Source organism: Ferrimonas senticii DSM 18821 (assembly GCF_000422665.1).
Lineage (GTDB): Bacteria > Pseudomonadota > Gammaproteobacteria > Enterobacterales > Shewanellaceae > Ferrimonas > Ferrimonas senticii.
Window position 1 is genome coordinate 227,444 of record NZ_KE383899.1, and the last position, 16,153, is coordinate 243,596.

Below are 16,153 nucleotides of genomic sequence, written 5' to 3' on the forward strand. Positions count from 1 at the left end.
CACTGAGCCGGATCGACGTTTACCGCCAGTCGCGGCGCTTACCAAGGCAACCGCGTCGATCCGCATCGATATAAGGAAAGCAAGAGAACCATGAACCGTTCCGAAACCCTGTTTGAACAAGCACAGCAAACCATTCCTGGCGGCGTTAACTCACCAGTACGTGCCTTTAAAGGTGTTGGCGGTACTCCAGTATTCATCGATCACGCCGATGGCGCTTACCTGTTTGACGTCGATGGCAAGCGTTACATCGATTACGTTGGTTCTTGGGGGCCAATGATCCTGGGTCATAACCACCCAGAGATCCGCAATGCGGTAATGCAAGCGGTTGAAAAAGGCCTGTCCTACGGCGCCCCAACCGCGTCTGAAGTGGAGATGGCAGAGCTGGTATCCGAGATCCTGCCGTGCGTTGACCAAGTGCGGATGGTGAACTCTGGTACTGAAGCAACCATGAGCGCCCTGCGTCTGGCCCGTGGCTTTACCGGCCGCGACAAGTTCATCAAGTTTGAAGGTTGCTACCACGGCCACGCCGACTGCCTGCTGGTAAAAGCCGGTTCCGGCATGCTGACCTTTGGCGAGCCAACCTCCCCAGGCGTTCCTGCAGATTTCGCCAAACACACTCTGACCGCCGACTACAACAAACTGGACTCGGTTAAAGCGCTGTTTGAAGCCAACCCAACCGACATCGCCGCGATCATCATCGAACCAGTGGCCGGCAACATGAACTGCATCCCACCGGTGGAAGGCTTCCTAGAAGGCCTGCGCGCCCTGTGTGATCAATACGGCGCGCTGCTGATCATCGACGAAGTGATGACCGGTTTCCGCGTGTCGCTGCGCGGCGCGCACGGTCACTACGGCGTAACCCCAGATCTGGTGTGTCTGGGCAAAGTAATCGGTGGCGGCATGCCAGTGGGCGCCTTCGGTGGCCGTCGCGATGTGATGGAGTTCTTGGCACCTAACGGCCCGGTATACCAAGCCGGTACCCTGTCAGGTAACCCAGTGGCGATGGCCGCCGGTCTGACTCAGCTTAAGCTACTACAGCAAGAAGGCGTGTACCAAGCCCTGACCGCCAAGACCGAAAAACTGATCCACGGCATCAAAGCGATGGCCGATAAGAACGGCGTACCGATGGCGATCAACACCGTTGGCGGCATGTTCGGCTTCTTCTTCACCTCCGAAGCCAAAGTGACCAACTTCGAGCAAGTGTCTGCCTGCAACATGGATCACTTCAAAGCGTTCTTCCACGGCATGCTGGATGAAGGGGTAAACCTGGCACCATCGGCGTTTGAAGCAGGCTTCCTGTCGCTGGCGCACTCCGATGAAGACATCGATGCCACCATCGCTGCCGCGGATCGCGTGCTGGCTCGCATCGCCGCGATGTAACAGCGTTACCAAATAACAACGGCGTCCATTCGGACGCCGTTTTTGTTTATTGTCGGTTGAGATTACCTGTAATATCAAATTAGAGCGAGGAATTGTTTACTGCTGGTGCAAGCTACCGAAATAATTATATTTGGCAAATTAAAATCGTGAACTGAACTCACATTGATTATTTTCCAACATCCCACTTCTATTAAACCGACAATGCTAGTTATAATAAATTGCACCACAAAGAAAAAATTAATTGATATTTAACGGAAACTTAACTCACCGAATAAGGATATACGATGAATAAGTCCATCATGGCTGCCTGCCTTCTCGGCGCGCTTTGCATGCCGGCAACCGCAGAACAACACACTGACTATTTAAGTAAAGGTATTTCGGTATCGTTATTTCAATCTGCTAATGAATTTACTGCAGATCTACAAGGTGTCGGTAGCACCGACCTAGACAATGACAGCTCCGGATTGAATATCTCATTTAACTGGCAAAACCGTAATGGCATGTTCTTCCATGTTGGCTATCAATACGAAGACTTCGATCTTGGCATCTATGATGAGGAAAACAATCCTCTGCACTCAGTGGTTGGCGGTATCGGCAAGGAGTGGCGCATGGATAACGGCTTGAGCCCGTACATCAATGGGGCACTTTCGGTCGGATTAGTGACCATCGATGACAGTATTTACAGCGATGATATCGCTGCTGCAATCGGCATCAAAGGTGGTGCAGGTTTGGCTTATTACATCACCCCATCATGGCGTATTCATCTTGGTGGCGAGCTGCAATATCGCACTTGGACAGCTGTTGAAACTGGTGCAGGCGAACTCGAGATCGAAGATACCGGCGTGATTTGGTCGTTCGGCGTTCGAAAACTGTTTTAAGCCTAAAGCCAACTGGCGGGTCACTTCAGCGAAGTGACCCGTTATATCATTTATTCAGCTTAAAACCGGTCATCGGCGCCGCCGTAGTGGCCTTAAAACCGCCGAGGCTTAATTTAGGCGCCGCTGGCTTATCCTGCTTTTCACAGCAACGAATGCCGGTGGTTTGGCAGGATTTCGGCTGATCGCTGCTACCATCGTGGCCGCAGCAACCGTGCCCCTCAGCACCGTGGTCATGACCGCTGCAACCGCCGCCGTTGGCTTGTTTGATCCGGTGATTAATCGACTTACGGCCTTGGCTTGGGTAGATCAGCGGGGTCAGCTCTTCATTGGCACTCTGCGCCAACAATTCTAACTTGGCGCGGCCGTTACTGGTTTTGAATACGCTCAGTTTTTCGCTTAGCAATTTGCCCAACATCCGTTCGCCGATGTTACGCACCAGCACACGCTGAACTTGGTATTCGGTAAATTTAGCCATCAGTTCACTGCGCCCGCTGCAGCCACTGCTGGCCGGATTATCGAACTGCACCAACTGGCTACCATCGGCAGCAAAGATGGTGAACTGCGGGGCTTTTTTAAAGTGACCGGCAAGTTTATTGCCGTCGGTTGGCATGGCGGTAATCATCGCGATTTCCTTACTGCTGTGATCTCAAGTGAGGGTTCCGCTGGCGTCATCATGAGCGCCTTGCCACTAAGCAAGCAATCGACCACTTTGGCCCGCGCGGATTTTAAAATGTTGGCCAGAGTCTGCCGCGACACCCCCATCTGCTGCGCCGCCTGCTGTTGTTGCAGCCCTTGGTGATCCACCAGTCGCAGCGCTTCAAACTCATCGGCGCCAAGGCGCACCTGCTGCAGCTTGCCCATCGGCACGCCGTTTGGCTTAAAACACTGGTTGGCGGGGTGACCGCACACGAGGCGATCGATCTTGGGACGCGGCATATGAACGCTATCGCACACTCTTTATTGGCATATGCCAACAATAAGCCCGTTATTTGGCATATGCCAAATTGGCTGCGCAATTTTGCGACCACCTCGGTGAACCTTTTTCACGAGTGGCAAGGCTTCGGGGCGGTTTGCCGCCCACGGTTCAATGCCTCCGGCGGCCACGGGGCTTTGGCTCTGCTGTTACTGACAACTAAAAACTAATCACTGATAACTTTCTGACTACCACTGATAACTCTCTTATCTTTGCGGTAAAGACCCGAAAACAACAACGCCCGCCACCGTCGTCACGGGGCGGGCGTTCATTACAGCCAAACCAGCTAAGCGTTAAGCACGCTGTTTTAGCTGCGCATCAAACGCATCGAGCATGCCAAGCGCGGCTTTGCGACCTTGGTCGATGGCGGTTACCACCAAGTCAGAGCCACGCACCATGTCGCCACCAGCAAACACTTTCGGATTACTGGTTTGCAGAGCGTATTTGCCCGCTTCTGGCGCCAACACCCGGCCACTTTCATCGGTAAAAATGCCGTGGGTTGCCAACCAGGCCGGTGGGCTTGGCTGGAAACCAAAGGCGATCAGTACCGCATCAGCGGCCAACAGATGCTCTGAACCGGCGATTGGCTCTGGGCGACGGCGGCCCCACTCATCGGCTTCGCCCAATTGGGTTTCGATGCACTCCACCGCCACGACGTTGCCATTGGCGTCGGTTTTGATCGAAAGCGGCTGTCGGTTAAACAGGAACTCCACCCCCTCTTCGCGGGCGTTTTGCACCTCGCGGCGCGAGCCTGGCATGTTGGCTTCGTCACGGCGATAGGCACACTGCACCGCAGTCGCCCCTTGCCGCACCGCGCTACGCACGCAATCCATGGCAGTATCGCCACCGCCCAGTACCACCACCCGCTTGCCGGCCAGATTGATGTACGGATCCGCCACTGGGTAGCCTTCCAGTTCGGCGGTATTGGCGATCAGGTATGGCAGCGCTTGGTAGACGCCGGTGCCGGACTCGCCCGGCAGACCAGCGGCCATCGCCTTGTAAGTACCTAGCCCCAAGAACACGCTGTCGTGCTGGTCGATGATCTGCTCAAAGCTGACATCAATGCCGATCTCAACCCCGAGTTTAAACTCAATGCCCATCCCCTCCAGCAAAGTGCGACGGGTACGTACCACCGATTTTTCCAGCTTGAACGACGGAATACCGAAGGTCAGCAGGCCGCCGATCTCGGGATGACGGTCATACACCGTCACCTTAACGCCGTTGCGGGTCAGCACATCGGCGCAGGCGAGACCTGCAGGGCCTGCACCAATCACCGCCACATGCTCTGGACGAGCAATCACGTTGGACAGATCCGGTTTCCAGCCCTGTTTAATTGCCTCGTCGGTGATGTACTTCTCAACCGAGCCGATAGTGACCGCGCCAAACTCGTCATTGAGAGTACAAGCTCCCTCACACAGGCGATCCTGCGGGCAGACGCGACCACACATCTCTGGCAACGAGTTGGTTTGATGGGACATCTCGGCCGCTTCAATGATCCGCCCCGCTTTGGCCAGTCGCAGCCAATCTGGGATGTAGTTGTGCACCGGGCACTTCCACTCACAGTAAGGGTTGCCACAATCCAAGCAGCGATCCGCTTGCTGGTTAAGCTCAGCTTCCGCGAACGGCTGATAGATCTCGACAAACGCTTGCTTACGCTCTGCGGCATCGAGCTTGGTTGGATCTTGACGCTGCTGATCCAGAAATTGAAATACGTTGCTCATAATGACCTCTTAGCTGGCTTGCACGGCAATAGGCTGCGATTGCAACGCAAGCAGCTCTTGGATCTGACTGGTCTTTGGTTTCACCAGCTTAAAGCGCGGCAACCAGTGGGTCAGATCTTCCAAGATATCGGCGGCGCGCTCTGAACCGGTAGCCTCATAGTGGGCTTGGATCAGGGTCTTCAGATGATGCTGAACCATCGGCTCTGACACCGACATCAACTCCACCAGTTCGCCGTTAACGCGGCGGCTAAAGTCGTTGTGCTGATCGAACACAAAGGCGAAACCGCCAGTCATACCGGCACCGAAGTTAACCCCGGTTTTGCCCAAAATCACCACCACGCCGCCGGTCATGTATTCACAGCCGTTGTCGCCGCAACCTTCGATAACCGCGATGGCACCAGAGTTGCGCACGCCGAAACGCTCACCGGCTTGGCCAGAGGCAAACAGTTTGCCGCCGGTGGCACCGTACAAACAGGTGTTGCCGATGATCACCGATTCGTGACTGTCATAGGCGACCCCCGCTGGGGTTTTCACCACCAGTTCGCCGCCGGTCATGCCTTTGCCGACGTAATCGTTGGCATCGCCAGACAGGGTCAATTTCAAACCACCGACGTTAAACACCCCGAAGCTTTGGCCAGCGGTGCCGCTGAACTCAAATTCGATTGGTGCTTCCGCCATCCCTTGGTTGCCCCACTGCTGGGCGATCTGCCCCGACAAGGTGGCGCCAATGGAACGGTCGGTGTTTTTCAGCGTCATCTGGAACTTGCCGCCGGATTTGGCCGCCACCGCAGCACTGGCAAGCGTAAGCATCTGCTTGTTACCAAGGCCTTGATCGTGCGGCGCATTGCGCTCGGTGTTGTAAACGCAGGTACGCTCAGAGGCGATAGCGCGATGCAATACCGGCGCTAAGTCCAAACGGCCCTGACGGTCGGTTTGCCCCGGCAACTGCTTAAGCCAATCACTGCGACCAATCAGTTGGTTAAAGTCGCTCACCCCCAACGAGGCCATCAACTGGCGTACGTCCTCGGCGATGAACTTAAAGAACTGCTCTACTTTCTCTGGGGTGCCATGGTAGTGGTTATCCCGCAGACGTTTGTCTTGGGTGGCCACGCCAGTCGCGCAGTTGTTGAGATGACAAATACGCAGGTACTTACAGCCCAAAGCGATCATCGGAGCGGTACCAAAGCCGAAGCTCTCCGCCCCCAGCAGCGCCCCTTTGATCACATCGAGGCCGCTTTTCATGCCGCCATCCACCTGCAGCAGCACCTTGTGGCGCAGGTTGTTGGCCACCAGCGCTTGATGTACTTCAGCAAGGCCAAGCTCCCACGGCGAGCCAGCGTAGTGAATCGAGGTAATTGGGCTAGCGCCAGTGCCGCCATCGTAGCCAGAGACGGTGATCATATCGGCGTTGGCTTTAACCACACCGCAAGCGATGGTGCCAATGCCCGGCTCCGATACCAGCTTGACCGATACCCGCGCCTTCGGATTCACCTGCTTTAGGTCAAAGATCAGCTGCGCCAGATCCTCAATCGAGTAGATGTCGTGGTGCGGCGGTGGCGAGATCAGAGTCACGCCCGGGCGGCTAAAGCGCAGTGCAGCGATCTCGGCAGAGACTTTATCCCCCGGCAACTGACCACCCTCGCCCGGCTTCGCCCCTTGGGCGACTTTAATCTGGATCACATCGGCGCTCATCAGATACGCCGCGGTTACGCCAAAGCGACCAGAGGCCACCTGTTTGATGCGCGAGTTACCCGGACCATTTAAGCGGCGTGGATCTTCGCCACCCTCGCCAGAGTTGGAATGACCACCCAAGCGGTTCATGGCGATCGCCAACGCCTCGTGGGCTTCCGGGGCCAAGGCGCCGACACTCATCGCCGCGGTATCAAAGCGCCAGTACAGATCTTTGGCCGCCTGCACTTCCACGTTGTTGTTGGCGCTATCGGCTGGGTTCAGTGCCAGCAAGTCACGCAAGGTCGCGACCGGACGCTGGTCCACCAACTGGCTGTAACGCTGCCACGCATCAGCATCACCAAAGTTGACCGCCTGTTGCAGCTCTTTAACCACATCCGGGTTAAAGCAGTGGTATTCGCCGCCGTGGACGAACTTCAGCAAACCGCCGTGGGCCAATGGTTGGTGCGCGCGGAACGCCTTTTGGTGCAGCTGCGCTTGGTCGGCTTCGATGTCATCAAAGTTGGCGCCTTTGATACGGCAGGTCACGCCGTTAAAGCACAGCTCCACCAGTTCATCGGCCAAGCCAATCGCTTCAAACAGACGCGAACAGCGATAGCTGGAGATGGTCGAAATGCCCATCTTCGACAGAATCTTCTGTAGCCCCTTGTCGATGCCAGCGCGGTAGGTCAGTTGCAGTTCGCGGCAGCGATGCGCTTCGCCACGTTTCGGTGCCAAGGCGGTGATCGACTCGTACGCCAAGTACGGGTAGATGGCGGTCGCGCCAAAGCCCAGCAGTACCGCAAAGTGGTGCGGATCCCGTGCCGAGCCAGTCTCAACCACGATGTTGGTGTCACAGCGCAGCTGCTGCTGAACCAGATTGTGCTGCACTGCGCCTACTGCCATCGCCGCTGGGATCAGCAGCTTGTCGGCACTGATATTACGATCCGACAGCACCACCATGGTGGCACCGTTTTGCGCCGCTACCTGCGCCTGTCGGCAAACTCGCTCAATCGCCGCTTGCAACCCTTCGCTTGGCTCATAGCTAAGTTCAATCAGCTCGTAGCTAAAGTGCTCATCCCCCAGCGCCAACAACTGTTGGAAATCGGAGTACAGCAGCACTGGCGAATCAAACAGCACTCGGTTAGCCAGGCCACTGGTTTCGTTAAATGGGTTTTGCTCTTTACCGATGCAGGTGGTCAAGCTCATCACGTGCTTTTCCCGCAGCGGATCGATTGGCGGGTTGGTCACCTGAGCAAATTGCTGGCGGAAGTAATCGTAGATCGACCGTACTTGAGTCGACAGCACCGCCATCGGCGTGTCGTCGCCCATTGAGCCGACCGCTTCGGCGCCACCGGCCGCCAGCGGCCACAGGATCTCCCGCAGCTCTTCGCGGCTCATGTTAAACAGCTTCTGATATTGGGTCAGGGTCGCTGGCGCCATCTCTGGGCTACCGGCGGCTTCCACTGGCAGCTCTTCGCCGGCCACCATCCGCTGAGTATTCACCTTCATCCACTCGGCATACGGGTGGCGGTTTTTCAGATCTTCGTCGATTTCAAAGCTGGTCAGCAGCTTGCCGGTGTAGGTATCCAGCACCAGCAGTTCACCCGGGCCAACTCGGCCTTTTTGAACCACTTCATCCGGCTGGTAATCCCAGATGCCGATCTCCGAAGAGAGGGTCAAAATCCGATCTTTGGTGATGGTGTAACGGGCCGGACGCAAACCGTTGCGATCGACCGCACAGGCGGCGTGGCGGCCGTTGGTCAGCACCACCCCAGCTGGGCCGTCCCACGGCTCCATGTGCATCGAGTTAAAGTCGTAAAACGCTTTGAGATCGTCGTCCATCTCTGGGTTGGACTGCCACGCTGGCGGGATAAGCAAACGCATCGCGCGTTTGATGTCCATGCCACCGGCCAACAGCAGTTCCAGCATGTTATCGAGGCTGGAGGAATCGGAACCCGATTGGTTCACAAACGGCGCCGCTTGCTGCAGATCGGGGATCAGTGGGGTACGGAACTTGTACTGACGGGCAATGGCCCATTGGCGGTTACCGGCGATGGTGTTGATCTCACCGTTGTGAGCCAGATAGCGGAACGGCTGCGCCAGTTGCCAGCGCGGCTGGGTGTTAGTGGAGAAACGTTGGTGGAACAGACAGATGGCACTTTTCATCCGCAGATCGGCCAAGTCTGGGTAGAACTCTGGCAAGTCCCGCGGCAGGGTCAAGCCTTTGTAGACCACGCAGGTGCCAGACAGGCTAGAGACGTAGAAATCGCGGTCTTGTTCGAGCTGTTGCTCCATCCGGCGACGTGCCATGTACAGGCGGCGCTCTAAGTCTTTGCTACGCCAACCCACCGGCGCGTTAACAAATACCTGCCACATCGCTGGCGCGTCTTTGGCAGCGATCTCGCCCAGCACCTCAGGACGGGTCGGCACTTCACGCCAGCCCACCACGGTTAAGGTTTCTTGTTGGAGTTCGTTCTCAACAATGGCTTTCGCACGGGCTTGTAGCGTCTGGTCGTGGCTGAGCATCAAGTTGCCGATGGCGTACTTGCTGGACAGATGCCAGCCGTTCTCCTCGGCAATGTGGCTGAAAAATTCGTGCGGTTTGGCCATCAACAGGCCACAACCGTCGCCGGTTTTGCCGTCAGCACCAATGGCGCCACGGTGCTGAAGACGATCCAGTGCCGAGATGGCAGTACGAACCACTCGATGACTGCTGTCGCCCTCCATATGAGCGATCAAACCGAAGCCACAATTTTCGCGCTCGAACTGTGGAAGTAAAAGGCTCATGACATTCCTCCGCCTGCTTATCTGGGTGCAGCGAACCCCTGCGTTCGGTAGTTTTGCTTACATAGTTATGCAATTGACTCATCAAGGAGTGGAACCAACCTACGTGGCCACAGACTAGACGGTCAACTGCAGCAGAGACTATTTCCTAGGCAGTTTGTTGTTATATAGAGCAATAACTTGACAGCGCCTGCGACAAACGGCAGGGCAGTAAAGCGGCTAATTTACTGCATAAATTGACGAGGCATTGTACGCCCGTTTGGCAAAACGGTCTGCCACTGTTCGTAGAAATGAACGCGGCGAACGGCTTTTCCTCTGCCGAGTTTATTGGCTAATAAGGGGCGGTTATCTTCACTGTGATCCAGATCCCTAAGTCGCAATCTCAGTTTTGCTAAAGTCGCGCACTTTTCATTCAGCGAGACTTAACCATGGGGCTAGATCGCCACGTACACACCCTTGGCACCTACATGAAGCAGCGTTATGGCAGCAAAATTCACAAGCTGACCATCGACGCCGCCTTTACCTGCCCGAACCGTGACGGCAGCCTTGGGATTGGCGGTTGCACCTTTTGTAACGTCTCGTCATTCAGCGCCGAGCATGGCAGCACCGCCTCGGTGGCGGAACAGCTGACCGCCGGTAAGCAGCGCCGTGGCGATAAAGCCAAGCGCTACATGGCCTACTTTCAAGCCTACACCTCGACCTACGATGAATATCAGGTGCTGAAAGACAAATATCAGCAGGCGCTGGATGTGTCCGACATCATCGGCCTGTGCGTCGGCACCCGTCCTGATTGCGTACCGGATGACGTATTGGCGCTGCTGCACAGCTACCAAAGCCAAGGGATGGAGGTGTGGCTGGAACTGGGTTTGCAAACCGCCCACGACGACACCTTAAAAAAGATCAACCGTGGCCACGGCTTTGAGGCCTACCACGACACCGTAACCCGCGCTCGCGCTTTGGGAATTAAGGTCTGCACCCACTTGATTTTGGGGCTGCCGGGAGAAACCCCAGAGCACGCTCATCAAACCTTAGAAAAGGTGTTAGCCGCCGGGGTTGATGGCATCAAACTGCACCCACTGCATGTGGTTGAAAACAGCATCATGGCGAAACAGTGGCGCGCCGACCGCTTGCCGTTATGGGACTTGGATAAGTACGTCCGCACCGCTGGCGATCTGATCCGCCGCACCCCGCAAGAGGTGGTGTTCCACCGGGTTAGCGCCTACGCCCGTCCGCCGGAGCTGTTAGCCCCAGATTGGTGTGGCGATAAGTGGCTGGCGATGAACGCCATCGTCGCTAACTTAGAGCAGTTCGGCGGCCAAGGCAGCGCCGCCGGCCGGCAACTGGATGTGGCGGTGGTCGACTAAGCTCGGCATTTCTTAACAACAAGGGGACTAGGGTATATCGCTCTAGCCCCCTTGTTTTAGTTGCTCATACAACTGATCTTTCAAAAACACCCGTTCAAACCGCAGTTGAGTAAAAGCCGAATCCTCTATCGGCATATCATTTTGCTCTAGATTGCGTATCTCTTTATCCAATTCATGGTACTTGTCGCAGGCTTCGCGAAACGGCAAGTCGCTCATACGTAACTCTTTTATGCGGTCGATGTACTGCGGAAATTCCTTAGTAAGGGCGTGATTGCGGATCGGCATTGCGGGTTCCTTGTGTTGCTACCTAATCGATAAGCGTAGTCGCTGCTGCCACCGACACTCTTGCTCTTACTGATTACTACACACTAATCACTGATAACTCTCTTATCTTTGCCTCCGGCGGCCAAAGGCGCGCCCTTTGAATTCCCCTGTGTTTGCGGTTTCACTCGGCGTCAACAAGTCGGCTTAGAGCCGCCATAGCAACCGTCATCAGAAGCATTAAGGGAAGTGACTTTCTTGTAACGGTTGCGCCAACGAGCTTTGGCCGACTCGCGGCGCTGAGTGGTGTGCTGCGCATTGAGGCCGGAGGCCATGGATGGCCGAAGTGCGCGGCTAAGTCAGGGACGATGCATCCGCGCAGTGCCGAAAGGAGCAGTACAAGGAGCGAAGGGTTTTCGCCGTGTTGGAGGCTTTCGGGTATGCAGAGGGCAACGCCCTCGCCCGCCGGAGGCTAACGGCTATGGAATGATGGGCGAATAGCACTGACTTTTTAACCCCCGCTATCGATATTCATTTAACTGCCAAAAAAGAGCGATTAAACTAATCAAGAATCATTCGCAATGAATGACATTCGCACCTAAAGGGACGTTAAAACCAACATGACTAAACAAGAAGCAGAACAGTTGAGCCTGCTGCTGATGCAGGTATCCGGCAAACTCGATCAGAGTGTCTGCTTTGTGATGGATAAGGATTCGCCGGAGTCATTTACCGCCTATCGCAGCAGCGCAGGAAAGATAATGGGGGCGTTGTATCTGGAGATGCTGCAGCCGTTGTGGCAGCGCTATCCCGAATTGCTGCCGGTACAGATGGGCGGCAGCTATCAAGTGGATGACAACATTCACCTGCCTCACTTCTACCATCCCGCCCCAACTCCTTAGCAATACCTAAGTGCCAACCGCCAGATGTTGATGCCCCATGTTGGGCATCTGCTGGCGTTACCAATCGGGGCTGTGCCGCCGTTGTGCTCGAACGATTCACTGCAAACTAGTCACGATTAACGGATCACTCCCGCCAATCACCACTAACTCGCTTGGATCTTTCCGAGGATTTGATCACTCGCCCTCGCCGCGTTTGTTGCTAGAATAGCCGCCATTGAATTCTCCCCCTTTGTTATTGGAAGCAACACCATGAAAATCGGCATTATCGGCGCGATGGAGCAAGAGGTTTCGCTGCTGCGTAGCCAGATCGAAAACCTGCAGATCGACACCATTGCGGGCATCGAGTTTTACCAAGGCCAACTGAATGGCGTTGACGTTGTGGTTACCCGTTCTGGTATCGGTAAAGTGACCGCAGCGATTGCGACCGCCATGCTGATCGAGCGCTACAACCCGACTTACGTAATCAACACCGGCTCTGCAGGTGGTTTTGCCAAAGAGCTGAAGATCGGCGATGTGGTGATCTCCTCTGACGTGCGTTACCACGATGCTGACGTAACCGCCTTTGGTTACGAAATGGGTCAGCTGCCGGGCCAGCCAGCAGGCTTTACCCCAGAAGCCAAACTGGTTGAAATCGCCAAGAGCGCCATCGCAGATGTCGGCGAAGTCGCCGCGATTGAAGGCCTGATCTGTACCGGCGATTCCTTTATTGCCGATCCAGCGCGCACCAAGGTTATGCTGAGCCACTTCCCAACCATGGCAGCCTGTGAAATGGAAGCAGCGGCGATCGCCCAAACCTGTCACCAGTTCGGCAGCCCATTTGTGGTGATCCGTGCCATCAGCGACAACGCCAACGACGACGGCGCCGTGGATTTCGACAGCTTTATCATCAAAGCCGGTGAACACTCCGCCAAAGTGGTTATCGCCATGCTGGCGAAACTGGCCGCTTAAGCGACTCGCCCAGTAACCACAGCGCTTCGGGGTATCGCACCGTAATGTTCAGCGATCCGCTTGGCCCTTATGGGCCGCTGTTATGGCCGCCACTGCTGCTTGCTTTCGCCGCAGTGGCGCGTTTGCTATTACCCCAGCGTCTCCATCTGCAATGGCTTGTGGGCACTTGGGCGCAGGCACTGCGCCACAAAACCCTGCATTCAAATCGCCCCGCTGGCCAGCAACGGCTGGCGGGGCTGTTGGCACTGCTACTGGTGCTGCTGCCGCTGCTGGTAATGGCATCGCTGGCGCTGCTGCATCCCGCTTTGGAACTGCTGTTACTAACGCTGCTGTTGCCACTAGCACAATTACCGGGCAAAGCCTTAGCCGAAGCGCTACAGCGTGCTGATAAAACAGCAGCGCTGAAGTTGCTTAGCCCGTTTGCGATGCGTGACTTAACCCCGTTGTCGCTGATGGGACTCACCAAAGCCGCCATTGAATTGCAACTAGAGCGACGCAGCAGCCAATTCTTTGCAGTGAGCTTCTGGTATCTGCTTGGCGGCATGCCACTGGCGATGCTGGCGTGGAGTGCGGCAGAATTAGCCCGCCACTGGCACATTGAAAAACCCCCGATGGCTGCATTTGGCGCACCAACTTGGCAACTGTCCTCGTTACTGCAGTGGCCGGTACAACTGCTGCTGGGGTTCACATTAAGCTTGTATGGGTCGCCAGCACAGGCGTGGCAGTGGCGTCATCAACTAAGCCAACACTGGCAATGGCGCTACCAGCAGTGGTCGCAACTGTGCTTAGCCAGCTCGCTTGGTATACAACTATCAGGACCGTGGTTGTTGGAGGGCCATAAAGCCCTGCGACCACGCTTGGGGCCGGAGATCGCCCCACAACCGGCGCAATTAGTACGCGCCGTTAATATGCTCAATTTGGCTCAAGGCCTGTGGCTGCTGATCCCAATGCTATTGGCCGTCACCATCAGTTGGCTTAGCCACCAATAACAAACCCTACACAATGACAGAATTTATCTATTTGGCCGATCTGTTCGGCACTGTGGTATTTGCCATTTCCGGCGCCTTGGCTGCGGGACGACTGCGGATGGATCCCTTTGGCGTACTGGTACTGGCCGGGGTTACCGCCGTTGGCGGCGGCACCGTGCGTGATGCCATCTTAGGCGCCACCCCAGTGTTTTGGATCACCGACACCACCTACGTGTGGCTGATCGCCGCCACTGCCACTTTGGTGATGTTAATGGTACGCTGCCCGCGACGACTCAGTGGTCGCTGGTTCCAAGTCGCTGACGCCTTTGGTTTGGCGGTATTTACGGTGATCGGCGCACAAAAAGCGTTGGCCTTTGGTGCCGAGCCCATCATCGCGGTAATGATGGGCACCATGACTGGCGTGATGGGCGGCTTGATCCGCGATGTGCTGTGCCGCGAAGTGCCGCTGGTGCTACGGACCGAGATCTACGCCACCGCATGTATTGTCGGCGGCATCATCTACACCAGCGCGCTCAGTCTTGGTCTGGCGGCAATTCCGGCCGCCTTGCTGGCGATGGCGGGTACCTTATTGTTGCGCTTGATCGCCATTTTCTATCATCTGTCGCTACCGGCGTTTGCCCTTGACGACAACAAATAAACTTAAGTGATATGGCACGACTGATTGGATTGTTATTGTGGATATTGACGCTGCCGCTACCTGCGGCAGAGCAAACCGTGCCACAAGACCAACAGCCACCGCAGTTAGAGTTAGCCCAGCGCTATATCAACGCCATCACCAGTTTGGACTTTCGCCAAGTGCAACGAATGCTGCACCGAGAAACGGAATATGAGGATGTGATGGCGGGCACCGATCTCACCGGTGGCCGTGACATCCTTAAATTTCTGCGCCGCGTCCACCTGTACACCAAAGACTATCAGTTCGTTATCGATCATCAGTTCTATCATGACGACAAAGTGGTGATGATCGGCAACTACTACTATCGCGCCAAAGGCAATCTGTTTGGCCTGCCGAACGAACTGATCACCGTAACCTTGCCGGGGATCACCGTGCTCGATGTGGATGTCAAAAAGCAGCGCATCGACCGCCACGAAGATACTCTCGATTACGATACGCTCAAGGCGCAGCTAAAACTCTATCGCTACGAACCGCTGAGCTACAACGGCAACCAGTAATGAATCTAAAGAGCTTGCGGATCTTCGCCGCAATTATGGAAGACGGCTCCCTAAAGCATGCCGCTGAACGTTTTGCCCTCAGTGAATCCGCTGCCAGTCGCCAGTTAAAAGCGTTAGAACGACATCTGCAGATCACCCTATTTGAACGTCAAGTGCGGCAACTCATCCCGACCGCCGCCGCATTTGCGTTAAACGACGAACTCAGTCGCGCCTTAACCACTCTTGATGGTTTACCGCAGTTAGCACAGAGTTTGAAACAGCAAAAAACCACCATCAAACTGGTATCGGTGGCGCGAATTGTTCGCACCTTGGTAGCGCCGGTGGTGGCGCAACTAACGCAGCAATCGCCGCATTTGCAACTGCAGTTGGATGTGCAAACCATGCGTCACGCACGGCGCTGGATTGCCAGACGCGAATACGATCTGGCGATTGGCCGCAGCAGTGTCGAGCACCCAGAACTGCTGCGAGTGCCCTTTTGTGCTTGCCGTCCGGTGGTGGTCTTAGCCAAGACCCACCCGTTGGCCAATGTCAGCGAACTGACGCTAGCGCAGTTGCAGACGCAGCCTTACATCGCCCCCTCGCTCAATGAAACCCAACTGGGCCGTGATATTGAGCAGCTGTGCCAACAGCAACAGATCAACCTGATCCCAACCATCGAAACCGTATCGACCCACGCCGCCTGCGCCATTGTCGAACACGGCTTAGGTTTTACCATCACCGATCAGTTAGGCGCCCTTAACGAAGCCAAGCCACAGCTAGTCGCAGTGCCGCTGCGCAGCGATTTTCGCTTTGAGTTTGCCTTCTATCTGCACAAATCCGATAAGCACAATCCCAACGTGCAGCAGCTTATCGCCATGATCCGCGAACAAGCCCAGCGCCTGTTGGACTAACCTCCTCCGGCGGTTTTACCGTCGCCACTGCGGTTAAAGCGGATTTCACAAATTTGCGTTTAACTCTCCCTTAAGGGGTATTCAATACCCCTTGCGCAGCCATTGCCGTTCGACAACTTCGTCAGCTTCATAAGCGGTTAAAAAACAGAAACAAAAAATCAAATCACTGTTTTTAAACAACTTAAGCCAAAATGCATAGTTGCAAAAAGCACAACCATTCAA

Annotated in this window: 14 protein-coding genes; 9 read left to right on the forward strand and 5 right to left on the reverse strand. The window is 55.6% G+C overall.

The window, feature by feature from the left end; all coding sequences use genetic code 11:
• The first annotated feature begins 90 nt into the window (after positions 1 to 90).
• Both hemL and G506_RS0116185 read left to right on the forward strand, forming a co-directional pair.
• Entirely contained in the window at positions 91 to 1,380 is a 1,290-nt protein-coding gene (gene hemL / locus G506_RS0116180; protein ID WP_028117782.1) for a glutamate-1-semialdehyde 2,1-aminomutase, read from the forward strand.
• A gap of 284 nt (positions 1,381 to 1,664) precedes the next feature.
• Positions 1,665 to 2,258 carry a hypothetical protein gene (locus tag G506_RS0116185; protein ID WP_156904927.1) on the forward strand — a complete coding sequence of 198 codons (594 nt, stop codon included), beginning with the start codon at positions 1,665 to 1,667 and terminating at the stop codon, positions 2,256 to 2,258.
• Between the two features lie 46 nt (positions 2,259 to 2,304).
• Here G506_RS0116185 and G506_RS20530 read toward each other — a convergent pair whose 3' ends face one another.
• From G506_RS20530 to gltB, 4 genes are all read right to left on the reverse strand, one after another.
• Positions 2,305 to 2,880, reverse strand: coding sequence for a NifB/NifX family molybdenum-iron cluster-binding protein (locus G506_RS20530; protein ID WP_051202204.1), 576 nt, complete (start codon positions 2,878 to 2,880; stop codon positions 2,305 to 2,307).
• Positions 2,877 to 3,194: a DUF134 domain-containing protein gene (locus G506_RS0116195; RefSeq protein ID WP_028117784.1), complete on the reverse strand. Its 318-nt coding sequence runs from the start codon at positions 3,192 to 3,194 to the stop codon at positions 2,877 to 2,879. The genes G506_RS20530 and G506_RS0116195 overlap by 4 nt, the downstream gene beginning before the upstream one ends.
• Positions 3,195 to 3,524: 330 nt before the next feature.
• On the reverse strand, positions 3,525 to 4,952 hold the full coding sequence (locus G506_RS0116205; protein WP_028117785.1) for an FAD-dependent oxidoreductase: 1,428 nt from the start codon (positions 4,950 to 4,952) through the stop codon (positions 3,525 to 3,527).
• 9 nt (positions 4,953 to 4,961) lie between these two features.
• Positions 4,962 to 9,410, reverse strand: a complete 4,449-nt coding sequence (gene gltB / locus G506_RS0116210) for a glutamate synthase large subunit (RefSeq protein WP_028117786.1) — start codon at positions 9,408 to 9,410, stop codon at positions 4,962 to 4,964.
• Between the two features lie 425 nt (positions 9,411 to 9,835).
• Here gltB and mnmL point away from each other — a divergent pair, with 425 nt between their 5' ends.
• On the forward strand, positions 9,836 to 10,771 hold the full coding sequence (gene mnmL / locus G506_RS19995) for a tRNA modification radical SAM protein MnmL/YtqA (protein WP_035387440.1): 936 nt from the start codon (positions 9,836 to 9,838) through the stop codon (positions 10,769 to 10,771).
• A gap of 42 nt (positions 10,772 to 10,813) precedes the next feature.
• Here mnmL and G506_RS0116220 read toward each other — a convergent pair whose 3' ends face one another.
• On the reverse strand, positions 10,814 to 11,056 hold the full coding sequence (locus G506_RS0116220; protein ID WP_028117787.1) for an HP1242/YdcH family protein: 243 nt from the start codon (positions 11,054 to 11,056) through the stop codon (positions 10,814 to 10,816).
• 596 nt (positions 11,057 to 11,652) lie between these two features.
• Here G506_RS0116220 and G506_RS0116225 point away from each other — a divergent pair.
• The 6 genes from G506_RS0116225 to G506_RS20535 all read left to right on the forward strand — a co-directional run bounded on the left by G506_RS0116225 (position 11,653) and on the right by G506_RS20535 (position 15,931).
• Positions 11,653 to 11,931: a hypothetical protein gene (locus G506_RS0116225; protein ID WP_028117788.1), complete on the forward strand. Its 279-nt coding sequence runs from the start codon at positions 11,653 to 11,655 to the stop codon at positions 11,929 to 11,931.
• Between the two features lie 249 nt (positions 11,932 to 12,180).
• Positions 12,181 to 12,879: a 5'-methylthioadenosine/S-adenosylhomocysteine nucleosidase gene (gene mtnN, locus G506_RS0116235; protein ID WP_028117789.1), complete on the forward strand. Its 699-nt coding sequence runs from the start codon at positions 12,181 to 12,183 to the stop codon at positions 12,877 to 12,879.
• 44 nt (positions 12,880 to 12,923) lie between these two features.
• Positions 12,924 to 13,868 carry a cobalamin biosynthesis protein gene (locus G506_RS0116240; protein ID WP_028117790.1) on the forward strand — a complete coding sequence of 315 codons (945 nt, stop codon included), beginning with the start codon at positions 12,924 to 12,926 and terminating at the stop codon, positions 13,866 to 13,868.
• 13 nt (positions 13,869 to 13,881) lie between these two features.
• Entirely contained in the window at positions 13,882 to 14,505 is a 624-nt protein-coding gene (locus tag G506_RS0116245) for a trimeric intracellular cation channel family protein (RefSeq protein ID WP_028117791.1), read from the forward strand.
• 11 nt (positions 14,506 to 14,516) lie between these two features.
• Complete coding sequence (locus G506_RS0116250; protein WP_028117792.1) at positions 14,517 to 15,041, forward strand: nuclear transport factor 2 family protein; 525 nt, start codon at positions 14,517 to 14,519, stop codon at positions 15,039 to 15,041.
• Positions 15,041 to 15,931, forward strand: a complete 891-nt coding sequence (locus G506_RS20535; RefSeq protein ID WP_028117793.1) for a LysR family transcriptional regulator — start codon at positions 15,041 to 15,043, stop codon at positions 15,929 to 15,931. Before G506_RS0116250 ends, G506_RS20535 begins: the two co-directional genes overlap by 1 nt.
• Positions 15,932 to 16,153: the final 222 nt, after the last annotated feature.